The sequence below is a fragment of the Micromonospora sp. CV4 genome (genome assembly GCF_003667455.1).
GTDB lineage: Bacteria > Actinomycetota > Actinomycetes > Mycobacteriales > Micromonosporaceae > Micromonospora.
Genome location: NZ_RCVI01000254.1, coordinates 36363 through 51898 on the forward strand (window position 1 = coordinate 36363; position 15536 = coordinate 51898).

At 73.3% G+C, this 15536-nt stretch carries 18 protein-coding genes; 3 read left to right on the plus strand and 15 right to left on the minus strand.

What is annotated here, in order from left to right; all coding sequences use genetic code 11:
• Positions 1–4: 4 nt before the first annotated feature.
• The 11 genes from EAD98_RS14300 to EAD98_RS14350 all read right to left on the minus strand — a co-directional run bounded on the left by EAD98_RS14300 (position 5) and on the right by EAD98_RS14350 (position 9684).
• On the minus strand, positions 5–1438 hold the full coding sequence (locus EAD98_RS14300; RefSeq protein WP_121654538.1) for a DUF58 domain-containing protein: 1434 nt from the start codon (positions 1436–1438) through the stop codon (positions 5–7).
• Entirely contained in the window at positions 1438–2445 is a 1008-nt protein-coding gene (locus tag EAD98_RS14305; RefSeq protein WP_121654539.1) for a MoxR family ATPase, read from the minus strand. The genes EAD98_RS14300 and EAD98_RS14305 overlap by 1 nt, the downstream gene beginning before the upstream one ends.
• Positions 2445–3029, minus strand: a complete 585-nt coding sequence (locus EAD98_RS14310) for a hypothetical protein (protein WP_121654540.1) — start codon at positions 3027–3029, stop codon at positions 2445–2447. The genes EAD98_RS14305 and EAD98_RS14310 overlap by 1 nt, the downstream gene beginning before the upstream one ends.
• Positions 3026–3826, minus strand: coding sequence for a DUF4129 domain-containing protein (locus EAD98_RS14315; protein ID WP_121654541.1), 801 nt, complete (start codon positions 3824–3826; stop codon positions 3026–3028). The genes EAD98_RS14310 and EAD98_RS14315 overlap by 4 nt, the downstream gene beginning before the upstream one ends.
• A gap of 20 nt (positions 3827–3846) precedes the next feature.
• Positions 3847–4560, minus strand: a complete 714-nt coding sequence (locus EAD98_RS14320; RefSeq protein ID WP_121654542.1) for a uracil-DNA glycosylase — start codon at positions 4558–4560, stop codon at positions 3847–3849.
• A 19-nt stretch (positions 4561–4579) separates the two neighbouring features.
• Positions 4580–5266: a dienelactone hydrolase family protein gene (locus tag EAD98_RS14325; RefSeq protein WP_121654543.1), complete on the minus strand. Its 687-nt coding sequence runs from the start codon at positions 5264–5266 to the stop codon at positions 4580–4582.
• A 210-nt stretch (positions 5267–5476) separates the two neighbouring features.
• The gene (locus EAD98_RS14330; protein ID WP_233583821.1) at positions 5477–5959 is read right to left on the minus strand and encodes a hypothetical protein; all 483 of its coding nucleotides are present in this window, start codon (positions 5957–5959) and stop codon (positions 5477–5479) included.
• Between the two features lie 130 nt (positions 5960–6089).
• Positions 6090–7106 (minus strand): hypothetical protein, encoded by a 1017-nt coding sequence (locus EAD98_RS14335; protein ID WP_121654544.1) that lies wholly within the window; start codon positions 7104–7106, stop codon positions 6090–6092.
• Positions 7103–7435, minus strand: coding sequence for a PadR family transcriptional regulator (locus EAD98_RS14340; RefSeq protein ID WP_121654545.1), 333 nt, complete (start codon positions 7433–7435; stop codon positions 7103–7105). Before EAD98_RS14340 ends, EAD98_RS14335 begins: the two co-directional genes overlap by 4 nt.
• Positions 7436–7655: 220 nt before the next feature.
• Positions 7656–8585 carry a Ppx/GppA phosphatase family protein gene (locus EAD98_RS14345; protein WP_121654546.1) on the minus strand — a complete coding sequence of 310 codons (930 nt, stop codon included), beginning with the start codon at positions 8583–8585 and terminating at the stop codon, positions 7656–7658.
• Between the two features lie 22 nt (positions 8586–8607).
• Positions 8608–9684 (minus strand): helix-turn-helix transcriptional regulator, encoded by a 1077-nt coding sequence (locus EAD98_RS14350; RefSeq protein WP_158609796.1) that lies wholly within the window; start codon positions 9682–9684, stop codon positions 8608–8610.
• A gap of 109 nt (positions 9685–9793) precedes the next feature.
• On the opposite strand from EAD98_RS14350, the gene EAD98_RS14355 reads away from it, so the two are divergent.
• Entirely contained in the window at positions 9794–10675 is an 882-nt protein-coding gene (locus tag EAD98_RS14355; protein WP_121654561.1) for a PHB depolymerase family esterase, read from the plus strand.
• Here the strand turns inward: EAD98_RS14355 and EAD98_RS14360 are convergent.
• The 4 genes from EAD98_RS14360 to eno are packed head-to-tail and all read right to left on the minus strand — an operon-like array spanning position 10672 to position 13758.
• Complete coding sequence (locus tag EAD98_RS14360) at positions 10672–11208, minus strand: amino-acid N-acetyltransferase (protein WP_121654548.1); 537 nt, start codon at positions 11206–11208, stop codon at positions 10672–10674. The two genes, EAD98_RS14355 and EAD98_RS14360, sit on opposite strands and share 4 nt — an antisense overlap.
• A complete protein-coding gene (locus EAD98_RS14365; protein ID WP_121654562.1) occupies positions 11205–11762 on the minus strand; it encodes a DUF501 domain-containing protein in 558 nt (185 codons plus the stop codon). Before EAD98_RS14365 ends, EAD98_RS14360 begins: the two co-directional genes overlap by 4 nt.
• 34 nt (positions 11763–11796) lie before the next feature.
• The gene (locus EAD98_RS14370) at positions 11797–12438 is read right to left on the minus strand and encodes a septum formation initiator family protein (protein ID WP_121654563.1); all 642 of its coding nucleotides are present in this window, start codon (positions 12436–12438) and stop codon (positions 11797–11799) included.
• 36 nt (positions 12439–12474) lie between these two features.
• Complete coding sequence (gene eno, locus EAD98_RS14375) at positions 12475–13758, minus strand: phosphopyruvate hydratase (RefSeq protein WP_121654549.1); 1284 nt, start codon at positions 13756–13758, stop codon at positions 12475–12477.
• A 212-nt stretch (positions 13759–13970) separates the two neighbouring features.
• Between eno and EAD98_RS14380 the strand changes: the two genes are divergently transcribed.
• Positions 13971–14663 (plus strand): hypothetical protein, encoded by a 693-nt coding sequence (locus EAD98_RS14380; RefSeq protein WP_121654550.1) that lies wholly within the window; start codon positions 13971–13973, stop codon positions 14661–14663.
• Positions 14660–15526 carry an NAD(+) diphosphatase gene (nudC, locus tag EAD98_RS14385; protein ID WP_121654551.1) on the plus strand — a complete coding sequence of 289 codons (867 nt, stop codon included), beginning with the start codon at positions 14660–14662 and terminating at the stop codon, positions 15524–15526. The genes EAD98_RS14380 and nudC overlap by 4 nt, the downstream gene beginning before the upstream one ends.
• Positions 15527–15536 lie beyond the last annotated feature (10 nt).

Below are 15536 nucleotides of genomic sequence, written 5' to 3' on the forward strand. Positions count from 1 at the left end.
CCCCTCATCGGGCTCCCACCCTCGGGGCCATCGCCAGCCGCGCCACGTCCCGCAGCACCTGGTCCAGGCTGCCGGCGCCGGCCCACCGGACCACCGGAACGCCGTGCTCCCGGAGCTGCCCGATCATGATTTCCCGGTCCAGCCGCCACAACCGGTACGCGACCTCGGCCCAACCCCCGTCCTTCGGCGGCGTCAGGTCGGTCGGCAGCGTGTCCACCGCCACCACGAACCGCCCGGCGCGGGCCAGCCGGGCCAGCATCTGCGCCGACCGCTCGTCCAGCAGCGGGGTCAGCACCACCACCAGCGCGTCCGAGGAGAGCAGTTGCGGGCCGAACACCTGGTCGTACGGCTCGTGCGGGGAGGACTCGGCACGCACGTCGAGCAGCCACTCCAGCACCGTCAGGTACTGCCGACGGCCGGCGGCCGGACGCAGGCGGCGCGCCGCCGGACCGTACTCCAGCAGCGAGACCCGGTCGCCCCGGTGCAGATAGTGCTCGGCGATCGCGGCGGTGGCCCGCACCGTGGTGTCCAGGACCGACGCCGCGCCGCCCACCCCGCCGGAGCGACCGGCCTCGGCGAGCACGTCGAGCAGCACCACCACCTCGGCGTCCCGGTCGGAGAGGGTGGCCGCCACGTGCAGTTGCCGGGCGCGCAACGACACCCGCCAGTCGATGCGGCGCAAGCGGTCACCGGGCCCGAAGATCCGCACGCCGGCCAGCTCGCCGCCCTCCCCGGGCCGCCGCGAGTGGTGCGCTCCGACCAGGCCGGCGGCTCGCGGCATCGCCTCCACCGCCTCGAACGGTTCGGTTCGCGGATAGACCCGGACCCGGACCGGCTCGGTGATCACCGCCCGGGAGACCAGCAAACCACCGGCCGTGGCGACCCGCGCGCCGGCCGGACCAACCGGGTGCCGACCCCAGCGCAGGGCCCTGCCGGCCAGTTCGAGGTCCACCGCCGTCGCCCTGGGCACCGACGTCACGAACGGCCGGTCGGCGACGGAGCGCCGCCTGCCACCGGCCGGTGCCGCGCCATCGCTCGGCGTCGCCTCGTCCGGCGACCCGTCGAGGCCGAAGCCGGCCCGCTCGATCCGCAGCCACGGAGAGACCCGGGACCGCACCACCACCAGGTCGTAGTCGACCGTGTCCGGGTTGCCGACGCTCACCGCCGCCGTCACCGCGCCGCCCTCGACCAACGGCCCGTCCTCACCGGGGACGATCCACACCTGCGGCAGCGTGGAGGGCCGGCGGCGCAGCGCGTACGCGGTGCCGAGCGCGAACGGTACGGCCAGCACGATCAGGTCGACCCGCCCCAGCAGCACCCCCACCACCAGGAACAGGCCGGCGAGCAGCACCGCCCGGCCGAGTGCCCAGGTGGGCGCCCAGCCGGTGGCCGGCTCCGGCTCGGCGGATCGCGGCGCGGGCACGGTCGGTCCCGTCATCAGTGTCGGGGCCCGCCGGAGGCGTAGCTGGGCAGCGCGCCGCTCGCCGGCGCCGGAGTGCCCTCCAGCACCTCGCCGACCACGAACGCCGGGTCGACCCGGCGCAGCCACATCTCCGGGCGCAGGGTGATCCGGTGGGCCAGCGCGGGCGCCGCCACCTCCTTGACGTCCTCCGGCACCACGTAGTCCCGGCCGCCGAACACCGCACGGACGCGGGCCAGCAGCAACAGCGCCAGCGAGCCCCGCGGCGACGCCCCGACCAGCACCGACGGGTGCTCCCGGGTGGCGGCGGTGAGCGCCACGATGTAGCGGCCGATGGAGTCCTCCACCACCACGTCCTCCAGGGCGGCCTGCATCGCCCGCAGGGTGGCCGCGTCGACCACCGGCTTGATCTCCGCCTCCTCGCGGCGGCGACCCATCCGGCGGCGCAGCACCTCCCACTCCTCGTCGTGCTCCGGGTAGCCGAAGGAGACCCGGAGCAGGAACCGGTCCAGCTGCGCCTCCGGCAGTGGATAGGTGCCCTCGTACTCGATCGGGTTGGCGGTGGCCAGCACGTGGAACGGCTCGTCCAGCTTGTAGGTCACCCCCTCCACCGAGACCTGCTTCTCCTGCATGGCCTCCAGCAGCGCGGACTGGGTCTTCGGGGGCGTCCGGTTGATCTCGTCGGCGAGGAGCAGGTTCGTGAAGACCGGGCCGGCCCGGAAGGTGAAGTCGCCGTTGCGCTGGTCGTAGAGGAACGAGCCGGTGACGTCGGCGGGGAGCAGGTCCGGGGTGAACTGGAGCCGGCGGAAATCCAACCCGAGTGCCTGGGCGAAGGAGCGGGCGGTGAGCGTCTTGCCCAGACCCGGCAGGTCCTCCAGCAGGACGTGCCCACCGGCCAGGATGCCGGCGAGGACCAGCTCCAACGCGTCCCGCTTGCCGACCACGACCGTGCCGACCGCGTCCAGCACCGCCCGGGCCAGACGGCCGACCTCGGCGGCGGGCATGCTCGGGTCCACGTCGTTCATCAGATCTTCTCCAGTTCGGCGACGATCACCGCGATGTCGCGCGGCGACGGGGGGCGGCGAGGCGGGCTCTCCAGAAACGTCCACAGCCGCTCGCCCAGCAGGACACGGGCGCGGGCCGGGTCCGACTCGCGGGTGACGCCGTGCTTCAGGCGCATCCGTTCGTCGGCCAGTTCAGCGATTCGGGGCAGGACCACGCCGGTGAAGCGTTCGGGTCGCGTCGTGGACCAGTCGAGCGGCCATTCCCAGCGGTTGACGGCGGTGCGCAGCGCGTCCCGGGCGCCCCAGTTGTAGCTGCCGTCCTCCTCGCCCCTCGCCATCCGCCCGCCCGGCGGCGGCGGGGGTGGCGGCGCGAGCAGGCCGGTGACCCGGCGGACCGCCAGCACCGCGAGCACCCCGGCGATCAGCACGGGCAGGGAGACCTGGAGGCCGACCGCCCGCAGCCCGGCGACCAGCACCGCGACCAGCGCCGCCGCGATCGCGAGCGAGCGCAGCACGAGGCGCGCCCGACCGCCACGCGACTGCGGGTCGGCCCGCGCCGGTTCCTCCTCGAAGGCGAGCAGGTCGTCGATGCTGGTGCTGCTCACGGTGCGACCTCCGGCGCGGGGGCCACCGTGGCCAGTTCGTGGCGCAGCCGGCGCAGGGCGGCCCGGGCCTGGTCGCGGGTGCGTCCGTCGACCGGGCGGGTCGCGTACCGGGCCTCCCGGTAGACGTGCGCGAACTCGGCCAGCACGTCGGCGCTGACGATCGCCGGCACCCCGGCCGACGGGTCGCCGCGCAGCAGCCGGGTGACCAGGTCGGTGGGGGTGTCGCCGAGCCGCCGGGGAACACCGGCCGTGGCGGCGGCCTCCTCCAGGCGTACCCAGCAGGCGATCACCGCCACCCGGGGATCGGTGTCCCGGTCGTCCAGCTCCACCAGGCCGGCGTCGAGGGCGGCGACCACCTCGCGGGCGGTGCCCTCGGCCGTACGCCGGGCCTTCTGCGCCGGCAGTGCCCGGGTGGTGCGGCGCACCGCACCGCGGATGAGGATCCAGGTGAGGTAACCGAACACGGCGACGATGGCCAGCCCGAGCAGCACCATCGCCACCGTGGCGATCCACTGCGGGATGTGCGCCTGGGTGGCCTCGCCGGCCTCGCGCGGCTCCACCGGGATCGACGGCGATGGCTCCGCCGTCGGGTACTCGGGGACCCAGGGGACGTTCTCCGCTGCCGGCGGGATCCGGCTGGCCCCGATCGACGAGTGCGCCGAGGCCAACGCGGCCCCGGCGAGCAGGACGGCGACCGCACCCACCGGCCACCATCGGCGGAGCAGGCCGAGCACCTGGCGCAGCACCCCGGGCTCTTCGGCGGGGTACGGCGTGGGCGGGCGCGTTCCGTCCGTCATGGCCACCGCCCCACGCGCTCTCAGTCCACTCCGGCCAGCTGCTTGGCCCGGCCGAAGACATCGTCCAGCATTTCTGGCGTCAGCCGCCCGGTGAAGGTGTTCTGCTGGCTGACGTGGTAGCAGCCGAGCAGTTCCGGTGCGGCCGTGCCGGACCAGTGTGCCCCATGGCCGAACCTCGGTCGCGGGCTGGGCGGGCGCTGCCCGTACACCTGGTGCAGCACCGGCCACCACGCTGCCCAGGCGAACGCGCCCAGCGCGACCACGACGCGCAGGGTGGGCCGGATGAGGGCGACCTCCCGGTGCAGCCAGGGCGCGCAGGTGTCCCGCTCGTCCGGGGTGGGCTTGTTGTCCGGCGGCGCGCACCGGACGGCCGAGAAGATGCGGGTGTCCCGCAGTGTCAGCCCGTCGTCGGCGGCGACACTGGTCGGCTGGTTGGCGAGCCCGGCGCGGTGCAGGGCGGCGAAGAGCACGTCACCCGACCGGTCGCCGGTGAAGATCCGGCCGGTGCGGTTGCCACCGTGCGCGGCGGGCGCCAGGCCGAGGATCGCGATCCGCGCGTCGGCGGCGCCGAAGCCCGGGACCGGCCGGCCCCAGTACTCCTGGTCGCGGAACGCGGCCCGGCGGGTGCGGGCCACGTCCTCCCTCCACCGGACCAGCCGTGGGCAGGCGAAACAGTCGCTCACCGCCGCGTCCAGGTCGGCCAGATCGGTCGCCCGCGCGGCGCGGGCGACCACCTGATCGGGGGTACGCGACTCAGCCAAGCTTGGCCCGGAAGAGTTCCAGGGTGCGGGCGAAGGCGCTGGCGGCGGCCCGCTGGTCGAACGCCTCCGGCCGGTCGTCGTTGAAGAAGGCGTGCGAGGTGCCGGGGTAGTCGTAGAGGTGGCAGGTCCCGCCGGCCTCCTCAATGGCCCGGCGGGCGGTCTGCACACCCTCGGCGGCCGACGTGCCGTCCTCTTCGGAGCAGTGGATGACGGCGGCCTTGCCGGCGTAGTCGGCCCAGTCGGGGCGCATCGACTCCCAGGGCAGTACGGGGTAGAAGCCCACGCTGGCGACGATGCGCTCGGAGATCGTCGCCGACCAGAGAGCCAGGCTGCCGCCGGCGCAGAAGCCCACCGCGCCCACCTTGCCGGTGACCTCCGGCCGGCCGGCGAGGTAGTCGGCGGCGCCGGCGATGTCCTTCGCCGCCTCGTCCATTCGCATCGCCATCAGCAGCCGCTGTGCCTCGTCCGGTTCGCTGGTGGTCTCACCGTGGTAGAAGTCCGGAGCGAGGGCGACGAAGCCGGCCTCGGCGAACCGGTCCGCCACCGACCGGATGTGCGGGACCAGGCCCCACCACTCCTGGATGACGATGACGGCAGGGCTGGCGACGCCGCTGGCGGGTATCGCGAGATACCCCTCGCTCGTGCCCCCGTTGCTGCGGTAGCTCACCATCTCGCCCATCGGCCGTCCTCCTAGCGGTCAGTCATCGTTGGCTGGTCGCCCAGTGGTCCTACGTGCCGGTAGCCTGCCATGCCACGACGCCGCCGGGAAGACGCGGGAACAGTGGCATTCACCTCCCGTTTGCCGGGTGGTGACTGCGCGTACGCCGACGGCGGCGGGGAAGGTTCCCCGCCGCCGTCGGCGCCGCTGCCCGGTCTGGTGACGCTCCGGTCAGGCCTTCTTGGTCAGGCAGAGCAGGTAGCCCGTCTTGCCCGGCTCGATGCTGTAGAAGACGTAGCCCTCCTCGCCCTCCTTGAGGTAGCCGTCGCACGCGGTGCCGGCCTTGGCCTGCGCCTCGGTCTGCCCGTCGACCCGACCGACCACGTTGTACGCCGCGTCGGTGGAGGTGCACTCGACGACCTTGGCGCCGTCGACCTCCTCCTCCTCGGTGCCGGTGACCTCGGGCAGCTCGGCAATGCAGTCGCCGGCCTTGGCGTCGGCGGTCTCGTCCTTGTTCAGGAAGTTGCCGATCGTGGTGGCGAGGCCGAACTTCAGGCCGGCGATGACGACGAACACGACGATCGCGCCGATGATGCCGAGGGCCTTCTTTGCACCGGGCTTCTTCGCCTCCGGCTCGACCGGCGACGGCGTCTCGACGGCCGGCTGGGGCGGCGCGACGTCGGACGCGGGGGGCGGTGCGACCTGCTCTGACACGGGGGTTCCTTCCGAGGGGTTGATGAGCAGACGACACCGTAACGATCATTGATTTCCGGCGTCGTCCCGCTCGCCTCGTCCGTTCAGCCATTTCCCAGCTTCGTGTGCATGATCCAATTCACATCGCCGTTCAGCCCGTCGCGGTCGGGGTCGGCGCGCCGCTCGGTGTGGGACTGGGCGTCACGGTCGGGCTCACCGTGGGTTGTCCGGTGGACGTCCCGGACGGGTCCGGCGTGGTGGTCGACCCCGGCGTGCTGGTCGACTCGGGCGTCGCGGACGGAACCACAGCGCCGGGGGCGCGGGGCCCGAAGGGCGCCTGGTTCGGGCAGTACGGGTACGCCCGCAGCAGCGGCTTGCCGTACTCGTCGGCGAGGTCCGTGCAGTCCGGGTAGCCAAGCCGGATCGGGTCTCCGTTCTGGTCGAAGAGCCGGGCGTTCTCCACCAGCCGGCCCTCGCTGTCGTAGACGAAGACGTCCCGGACCCGGTCGTACGGGCCGTTGATCGACGCAGGGTCGATGCCGTAGTCGCCGTAGCGCATCCGGTCCTCCGCCTGGATCAGGGAGGAGAGCGCGAAGACCACCAACACCGCACTGCCGACCTGCACCGCCGAGCGCGGCCACCGGGTCAGCTGGGCCGAACGACGGCCGATCCAGATGGAGGCGAGCACGAAGCCGAGCAGCATGATGAATCCGGCGAGCAGTTCTCCGCCGAACCGGGGCAGCAGGCCGAAGCTGCCGCCGGTGCTGATCACGGTGACCAGCATCGCCGCCAGGTAGCCGCGGAGCACCCACCAACCGGGGCGCAGCAGCCGGAGGAAGTCGCTTGCCGTCGCGTACCCCAGGGGTGGGCCGAGCCGGGTGTCCAGGGCGCGCAGCCGGCCGCGGACCCGGACCACCGCGGTCGCGACCCGCTGGTCGAGATTGCGGCCACCGCCCGGCTCGGCGCCCGCTGCGGAGCGCAGCTCGGCGGCGTACGTCTCGGGCTCGCCCAGCCGCTCGACGAGGGTGCCCTCGGCCTCGGCGGCGACCTCGGTGAGGTGGTCGGCGAGATCCTCGGTCAGCTCGTCGCGTTGCGTGGTCGGCAGGTCGGCCAGGGCGGCCCGGACCCGCGCCACGTAGTCGGTGATCTCCTGCTCCGTGACGGTCATGCCGCCAGCCCCCGATCGTCGAGCAGACTGTCCATGGTGGTGGCGAACGAGCGCCAGAGCTTGCCGGAGCGGGCCAACTGGTCGCGCCCCGCGGCGTTGAGCGAGTAGTACTTGCGGTGCGGCCCGGATTCGCTCGGCACGACGTAGGTGGTGAGCAGGCCGGCGGCGAAGAGGCGGCGCAGCGTGCCGTAGACCGAGGCGTCGCCGACCTCCTCCAACCCGGCCTCCCGGAGCCGGCGCAGGATGTCGTAGCCGTAGCCGTCCTCCTCCCGGAGCACGGCCAGGACGGCGAGGTCGAGCACGCCCTTCAGCAACTGTGTGGTGTCCACGCATTGCACACTAGTGTGCAATGCGAAGTAGCGTCAACGGTTTCGCCCCGACACGCCGTAGCGGGGCTGGCGGGTCCGGGGGGTCAGACCGGGCGCTGGGCGGTGATCGACTCCAGATCGGCGATATCGGGGTTTCCCGAGGACGTGGACACCGCGATATCGGCGATCTGGAGAGGCGGTCTGGAGAGGCGGAGGGGGACTCGCCGCGCCGCTGAGCTGTCTAGTGGAGACTCCAGGCGATGCCGTCGAGGATGTCGTGCTCGGAGGCGACCACCGACGGCATGCCGGCCCGCTCCATGATCACCCGGAGCACCAGCGCACCCGCGCCGATCACGTCGGCCCGGCCCGGATGCATCACCGGGATCGCCAACCGCTGTTCACGCGTCCGGCCCAGCAGGTCGGCCGTCACCTCGGCCACCGCGTCGTACGACACCCGGGCGTGGTGGATGCGCTCGGGGTCGTACTCCCGCAGGCCCTGGGCGATGGCGACCACGGTCGTGACCGACCCGGCGAGACCGATCAGCGTTGCCGCCTCCCGGCCGGGCACCACCGCGAGCGCCCGGTCCACCACCGCCGCGATGTCGGCCTGCGCGGCCGCGACCTGCTCCGGCGTCGGCGGATCGCCGGGCAGGTGCCGCTCGGTCATCCGGACGCAGCCGATGTCCACCGAGATCGCCGCCCGCACCCCGCCGACCCGGTCACCGACCACGAACTCGGTGGAGCCGCCGCCGATGTCCACGACCAGGAACGGCTCCTTGGCGTCGGCGGGCAGCCCACGCACCGCACCGGTGAAGGAGAGCCGCGCCTCCTCGTCACCGCTGACCACCTCCGGCGCGACCCCGAGGGTGCGCTGCACCATCTCGGTGAAGTCAGCGGCGTTCGCCGCGTCCCGGGAGGCCGAGGTGGCGCACATCCGCACCCGCTCCGCACCCAGCTTCTCGATGTCGGCGGCGTACGACGCCAGCGCCACCCTGGTCCGCTCGATCGCCTCCGGCGCCAACCGGCCGGTCCGGTCCACGCCCTGCCCCAGCCGGACAATCTCCATCCGTCGGGTCAGGTCGGTCAGCGGCGCCTGCGAGCCGGCCGACGGCTCGGGCAGGTCGGCGACCAGCAGTCGGATCGAGTTGGTCCCGCAGTCGATGGCCGCCACACGCGTCGTCACGGCAGCAACCTTACGGCAGGCCAGGCGGTCGCCCGGCGGCTTGTCCGGCGGCTTGTCCGGCGGCTTGTCCGGCGGTGGGGCACTCCGCGGAAAGGTCCGGCGCCGGCATCTCCGAACCCGCACCCAACAGGTGGGTGCCGAGCGGTGTCAGGTGGTGCCGGACGGCTCCGCCGTCCCGTTCGCTGGCGATCAGCCCGGCCGCCCGCAGCGCGGTGGCGTGCTCCGACGTCGAAGAGAGACTGATCCCGACGGCCCGGGCCAGCACCGTCGTGGTCAGCCCGCCGTCCTCCGCGAGCCGACGGAGCACCAGCGCCCGGGTGGTGCCGAGCAGCCGCCCGAGTCGGTCGACCGCCGCAGAGGCGGCCCGGCGAGGCATCGGCACCGGGTAGACGAGCAGGATCGGCCGCCCCGGCTCGACCAGCACCCGAGGGCGGGGACCAGCCAGCGGAGAGGGCACCAGGACGAGCCCGTGCCCGGCGCCGGTCAGCTCCTCGTGCCACCAGGTCCGCACCTCCAGCACGGGCTCCCGCCAGCGGATCGCCGGGTGCAGTCCGTCGAAGAGGCTGGCCAGGCCGTGCCGCACCAACCGCTGGCTGGCGCAGGCCACCTGCTGGCGGTGCCCCGCCACCAGGTCGGGCCAGTGCGGCGCCAGGACGGCCTCGAACCAGGTGTGCACCGCCCCGCCGAACAGGTCCAGCAGCTCCGGGTCGGCCGCCGCGAACCGCCGCCGCAGCGGGCTGGCGGTCACGTCGGCGTACGTCGCGGTTACCTCGGCTCGGACCCGCCGCGCCGGGGTGGCCCGCATCGCCTCCAGCCCGGCCGCCACCGACTCCGCGCCGTCGAAGGGGGTGACGAAATCCGGCAGGCTCCCCCGACCGGGCAGAAGGTGCCGCAGGATCGCGGTGGCGGCCTGGGCGACGCCGGCGGCCTCGACAGCCATCGCGTGCTCGGCCAGGGACGGCGCCATCACCGCGACCGTGGGATCACGCAGCCACTGACTGGCCAGCAGCGCGGTCCCGACCGGGTGCAGCCGGTCGGCGAACCGCACCCGGCACAGGTCCGCCGGACCGAGCTCGAGGCGAAGCATGGAGACAGCCTGCCTGCCTTCGGCCAGGACCGAAAGGGTTGATCCGCAGGCCGGCCGCCTCCAGTGTGGACGCCGGGATCGACGGGGGGTGGCCGGCGTGCGTCGGACGATGGCAGTGTTGACGGGGCTCTGTCTCATCGTGGCCGTCGCGGCCTGCGAGCGGGGGGAGCCGTCGTCGGCCCCGCCGGCCGCACCGTCCCCGTCGGTCGAACGCCCGGCGCCGGGCGACCACCGGCTCACCCTGAAGCACAACGGGCTGGACCGCACCTACCTGCTGCACGCACCACCCGGGTACGACCCCAGCCGGTCGCCCGCGCTGGTCATCGCGATGCACTTCTATCCCGGAACCGGCTCCGCGATGCGGGAGCTGACCGGTCTGGACGCCAAGGCCGACAAGGACAACGTCCTGGTCGCCTACCCCGACGGGAACGCCGGCGGCTTCAACGCGCTGATCTGCTGCGGCAAGGCGGACGACGTCGGCTTCCTCAACGCCCTCACCGACCACCTGGTGCAGACCTGGCGGGTGGACCCGACCCGGGTCTTCCTCACCGGCATCTCGAACGGCGCCGACATGAGTTTTCGGGCGGCGGTGGAGAGTACGGGCCGTTTCGCCGCGATCGGAGTGGTCAGCGGCGGCTACAGCGGTCCCCTGACCACGCCCGAGAACTACGTACCGAAGAGCCCCGTTTCGGTGATCACCTTCATCGGGTCCCAGGACCGGAACGACTCGGTCTTCGAGGCGGGCATGCGGACCTGGCAGCAGCGACTCCGGTGCAAGCCCAGCCCCAAGGCGTCCGGAGTGCCGGGAGTCACCCGGACCATGGCCCGCTGCGCGGACGGCAGCGACGTCAGCATCTACACGATCGCCAGCATGGGCCACAGCTGGCCGGGTGCGACAACCGGTCAGCTCGCCGCACCCACCGCGGGTCTGTCCGCCAGCGACCTGATGTGGGAGTTCTTCGCCGCGCACCCCCGCAAGGCCACCACCTAGAGCCGCAGCAGCATCCGGGTGTTGCCCAGCGTGTTCGGCTTGACCCGCTCCAGGTCCAGGAACTCCGCGACACCCTCGTCGTACGAGCGCAGCAACTGCTCGTAGACCGGCTGCGGCACCGGCGCGCCGTCGATCGCCTGGAACCCGAACGAGGCGAAGAACCGGGTCTCGAACGTGAGCACGAAGATCCGGGCGACGCCCAGCTCCCGGGCCGCGTCGATCAGCTCACCCACCAGCCGGTGCCCGATCCGTTGGCCCCGGCAGGACGGATCCACCGCGACGGTGCGGATCTCGGCCAGGTCCTCCCACATCACGTGCAGCGCCCCGCAGCCCACCACGGCGTCGTCCCCGGCGCGGACCGCCACCCGGAACTCCTGCACGTCCTCGTAGAGGGTGACGGTGGCCTTGCTCAGCAGCCGCCGGTCGTCGGTGTACGTGTCGACCAGCCGCCGAATGCCCCGCACATCCCCGGTGCGGGCCCGCCGCACCAGGATCTGACTCTCGGGTGCCGAGGCCCCGGCCTGCCCGCTCATTCGCCCGCCGGCACGTCCACGCACGGGCCGGCCGTCCACCAGGGTTCGACCAGCGCCAGCGTCTCGTCGCCGAACGGGTTCACCCCGGGGCCGGCACCCAGCGCGTGCCCCAGGTGCACGTGCAGGCACTTCACCCGGCCGGGCATCCCGCCGGCCGAGATGCCGGCGATCTCGGGCACCTCGCCGATCGCCTCCCGGCGGGTGAGGTAGTCCTCGTGCGCCGCCCGGTAGTGGGCGGCCAGCTCGGGATCCGTCGTCAGCCGGTCGGCCATCTCCTTCATCAGCCCGGCCGACTCCAGCCGGCTGCACGCCGCCGTGGCCCGGGGGCAGGTCAGGTAGTACAGCGTCGGGAACGGGGTGCCGTCGGCGAGGCGGGGCGTCGTCTCCACCACGTCCGGCAGGCCACACGGGCAGCGGTGCGCCACCGCCCGGGTCCCACGGGGCGGGCGGCCGAGCTGCGCGGCCACCGCGGCCAGGTCGGCCTCGGTGGCCGGCTCGCGGTGCGGCAGGGGTACGGAATCCGCCGCCGACTCCGGCGGTGGTGCGACAGTCACGGTGCCCATCTCTCCTGGTGCGCTGGTCGGTGGCTCACTTGCCGGGTTGCTGGCTGTCCGCCGCCTGAACGCTCGACCAGAGCGTGTCGTACCAGGTCACCGGACCGGTCGGGGCGGCCGGCCCGTCCGGCTTTCCGGCGTCCCGGGCGGCGCCCTCCGGGTCGTGCAGCACCACCATCATCTTCTCGCCCGGCCGGCCCATGAAGAACCGCTCCCGGGCTTTGGTCTCGATGTACGCCTTGTCCTTCCATTTGGCGGCCTCGGCGGCGAGCTTGCCGATCTCTTCTTCCTGCGCCACCTGGGCGGCCTCCATCCGCTCGATGTCGGCCTGCTGGTCCAGGTAGACCCGAACCGGGTAGGTGTAGGCCAGCGCGAGTGCGATCAGGACCGCGAACAACACGGTGGCCCGGCCGGTGAAGCGACGGGGGTGGGGTGCGGCGAGCCGTTTGACGGCACCACCGGTGGCGGTGCGTCGAGCGGCGGCCGGACGGTTCGCGGAGCGGACCGCCTCAGCGCCCCGGGCCGCGCCCGGCGCCCGACCAGCGGCGCCGCGCGGCTCGGCGCGTACGCCGGTCTCCCGGACCGATCCCCGAGTGGCGCGGCCACCACCCGGCCGACCGGACTGACCCGGTCGGCGGGCGGGACGCTGACCACCCGGTGTGCGGCGCTGCTGCATCGTCACACCCCTCCCCCGAGGCTTCCCGACAACCTTTTAGGCCGAACGGTAGCGCGGGAACGCCCCAGCGCCGGCGTAGCGCGCCGCGTCGGCCAGCTCCTCCTCGATCCGGAGCAGCTGGTTGTACTTGGCGACCCGGTCCGAGCGGGCCGGCGCGCCGGTCTTGATCTGACCGCAGCCGGTGGCGACCGCCAGGTCGGCGATGGTCGTGTCCTCGGTCTCGCCGGAGCGGTGGCTCATCATGCACTTGAAGCCGGCCCGGTGGGCCAGGTCCACCGCGTCCAGGGTCTCGGTCAGCGAACCGATCTGGTTGACCTTGACCAGGACCGCGTTCGCCGCCTTCTCCGCGATGCCGCGGGCGATGCGCTGCGGGTTGGTCACGAACAGGTCGTCACCGACGATCTGCACCCGGTCGCCGATCGAGGCGGTCAGCGTCTGCCAGCCGGTCCAGTCGTCCTCCGCCAGCGGGTCCTCGATCGACACGATCGGGTACTCGTCGGCCAGCTTGGTGTAGTAGGTGCTCATGTCCTCGGCGGACTTCGGGCTGCCCTCGAAGGTGTAGGTGCCGTTGTCGAAGAACTCCGTCGCCGCCACGTCGAGCGCGAACACGATGTCGCTGCCCAGCCGGTACCCGGCCTTCTCGACCGCCTCGGCGATCAGGTCCAGCGCCGCGGCGTTGGTCGGCAGGTTCGGCGCGAAGCCGCCCTCGTCGCCGAGCCCGGTCGACAGGCCCTTCTTCTTCAGCACCGACTTGAGCGCGTGGTAGACCTCCGCGCCGGAGCGCAGCGCCTCACGGAAGGTGGGCGCGCCGATCGGCGCGATCATGAATTCCTGGATGTCGACGTTGGAGTCGGCGTGCGCGCCACCGTTGAGGATGTTCATCATCGGCACCGGCAGGAGGTGCGCGTTCGGGCCGCCCAGGTAGCGGAAGAGGCTCAGCTCGGCGCTGCCGGCGGCGGCCTTCGCGATCGCGAGGGAGACGCCGAGGATGGCGTTCGCGCCCAGCTCCGACTTGCTGTCGGTGCCGTCGATGTCGAGCATCTTCTGGTCGATCAGGCGCTGCTCGCTGGCCTCGTACCCGATGATCTGGTCGACGATCTTGTCTTCGACGTTGGAGACCGCCTTCTCCACGCCCTTGCCCTGGTAGCGGTCGGCGTCACCGTCGCGCAGCTCGATCGCCTCGAAGGCGCCGGTGGAGGCGCCGGAGGGCACGGCGGCGCGGGCCACCGTGCCGTCGTCCAGGCCGACCTCGACCTCGACCGTCGGGTTGCCCCGCGAGTCGAGAATCTCCCGGGCGACGATTCCCTCGATGGTTGCCACTGAGTCGCTCCTCGTTGTTGTGATCCGGTCCGTGGGTGGGCCGCGACGGTGCGGCTGAGGCAGGTGTTGAACGCAGCGTATCGGGCCACGGGATCGGGCACGGCGTCGCCCGCGCACCCGGGTCGCCCACGGTGACGGACATTCCCGGATTTCCGGGCGTCAACCGGCAACGGGTTTGCGCTGCGCCGACCCGATCCACCAGGCTGGTCGCCATGCCCGCCGCCTCGACCACCCTCCGCATGCTCGCCGTGTCGGTCATCGCGTCGCTCACGGTCACCGGCTGTCAGACATTCGAGGACGCCGGACGCGCCATGGGCCGCTCCGATCTGGTCAACGACCTCGCCGCCCGGCTCGATCGGGCGCTGGAACTGACCTACTCGGCCGAATACCAGCTCCCCGGCGGCGAGACCGCCGCGATCGTGCAGGCCCAGGATCCGGCCCGCTCCACGTACAGCTACCCGGGTGGGCGACTCACCGTCACCCCGGACGGGATCACACGGTGCACGGCGGCCGGCGGCCGCACAGCGTGCACGCTGGTCACGCCGCCCACCCCCGGCAGCAAGCCCACCGTGGCGCTCTTCGCCGAGGCGAACGAGCAGGGCCTCGTCACCCCACCGGTGGTGGTGGGGCTGCTGACCGCCGCCGCGCTCGACCCGCAGGCGGTCATCAGGCAGAGCGACACCACCGTCGCCGGGCACCACGCCACCTGCGTGGAGGTGCAGCGGTCGGACGGCGACCTCACGGCCTGCGTGACCACCGACGGCGTGCTCGGCAGCTTCACGGGGTCGGTCGACGGCAAGCCGATGGAGCTGGCACTGAGCAGCTACTCCGAGACGGTGCCGAAGGACGCGTTCGACCCGCCCGCCGGCGCCACCGTGGTGGACCGCCGGCCGGGCGGCTCGTGACCGGCCCGGCCGTCGGGTCCGCGAACACCGCGCCGCGAGCCGGGTTCCAGCCGGGGGCCGACCTCGGTCGCCCGCCCGCGCCCACCGACCTGGCCCTGCCGGTGGTCGGCGCGAAGCTGCTGCTCACCGCCGACGGGACGGTGGGCCGGGTCGCCGACCTGCCCGCCGACACCCCCTGGGTGCCGCTGGGCACCGTCGACGGGGTGCCCGCATGGGCGACCGACCTGGCCACCGCCGACGGGATCCCCGGCCGGGCTCGCGGTTGGGCGTCGCTCGCCGCCGAGGTGCCCGAGCCGCTCGCCACGCTGGCCGGCCGGGCGTTGGCCGTGGTCACCTGGCGACGTACCCACCGGTGGTGCGGCGCGTGCCGTGCCGAGCTGACCGACCAGCCCGGCGAGACCGCCCGGCGCTGCCCCGACTGCGGCCTGTACGTCCCCATGCAGCTCTCCACGGCGGTGCTGGTCGCGATCACCCGGCCCGGTCCCGCCGGCCGCGCCGACGAGCTGCTGCTGGTCCGGCACGCCACCGGGCCGACCGGGCTCTGGGCACTGGTGGCCGGCTTCGTCGAGGCCGGCGAGACGCTGGAGTCGGCGGTGCACCGCGAGGTCGGCGAGGAGGTCGGGCTCAGCGTCGACCAGCTGGCCTACTTCGGCAGCCAGCCGTGGGCGATCTCCGGCCCCGGGGTGCTGCTCGCCGGCTTCACCGCCCGCGCCGCCGACCCGCGGGCCGAGCCGGTGGTCGACGGCCGGGAGCTGACCCGGGCCCACTGGTTCGGCCTGGACGCGCTGCCGGCGGAACTGCCGCCCGCGTACTCCATCTCGCGCTGGCTGATCGACGCGACGGTGACCGCCGGACGGCGGTGACCGCCGTGAC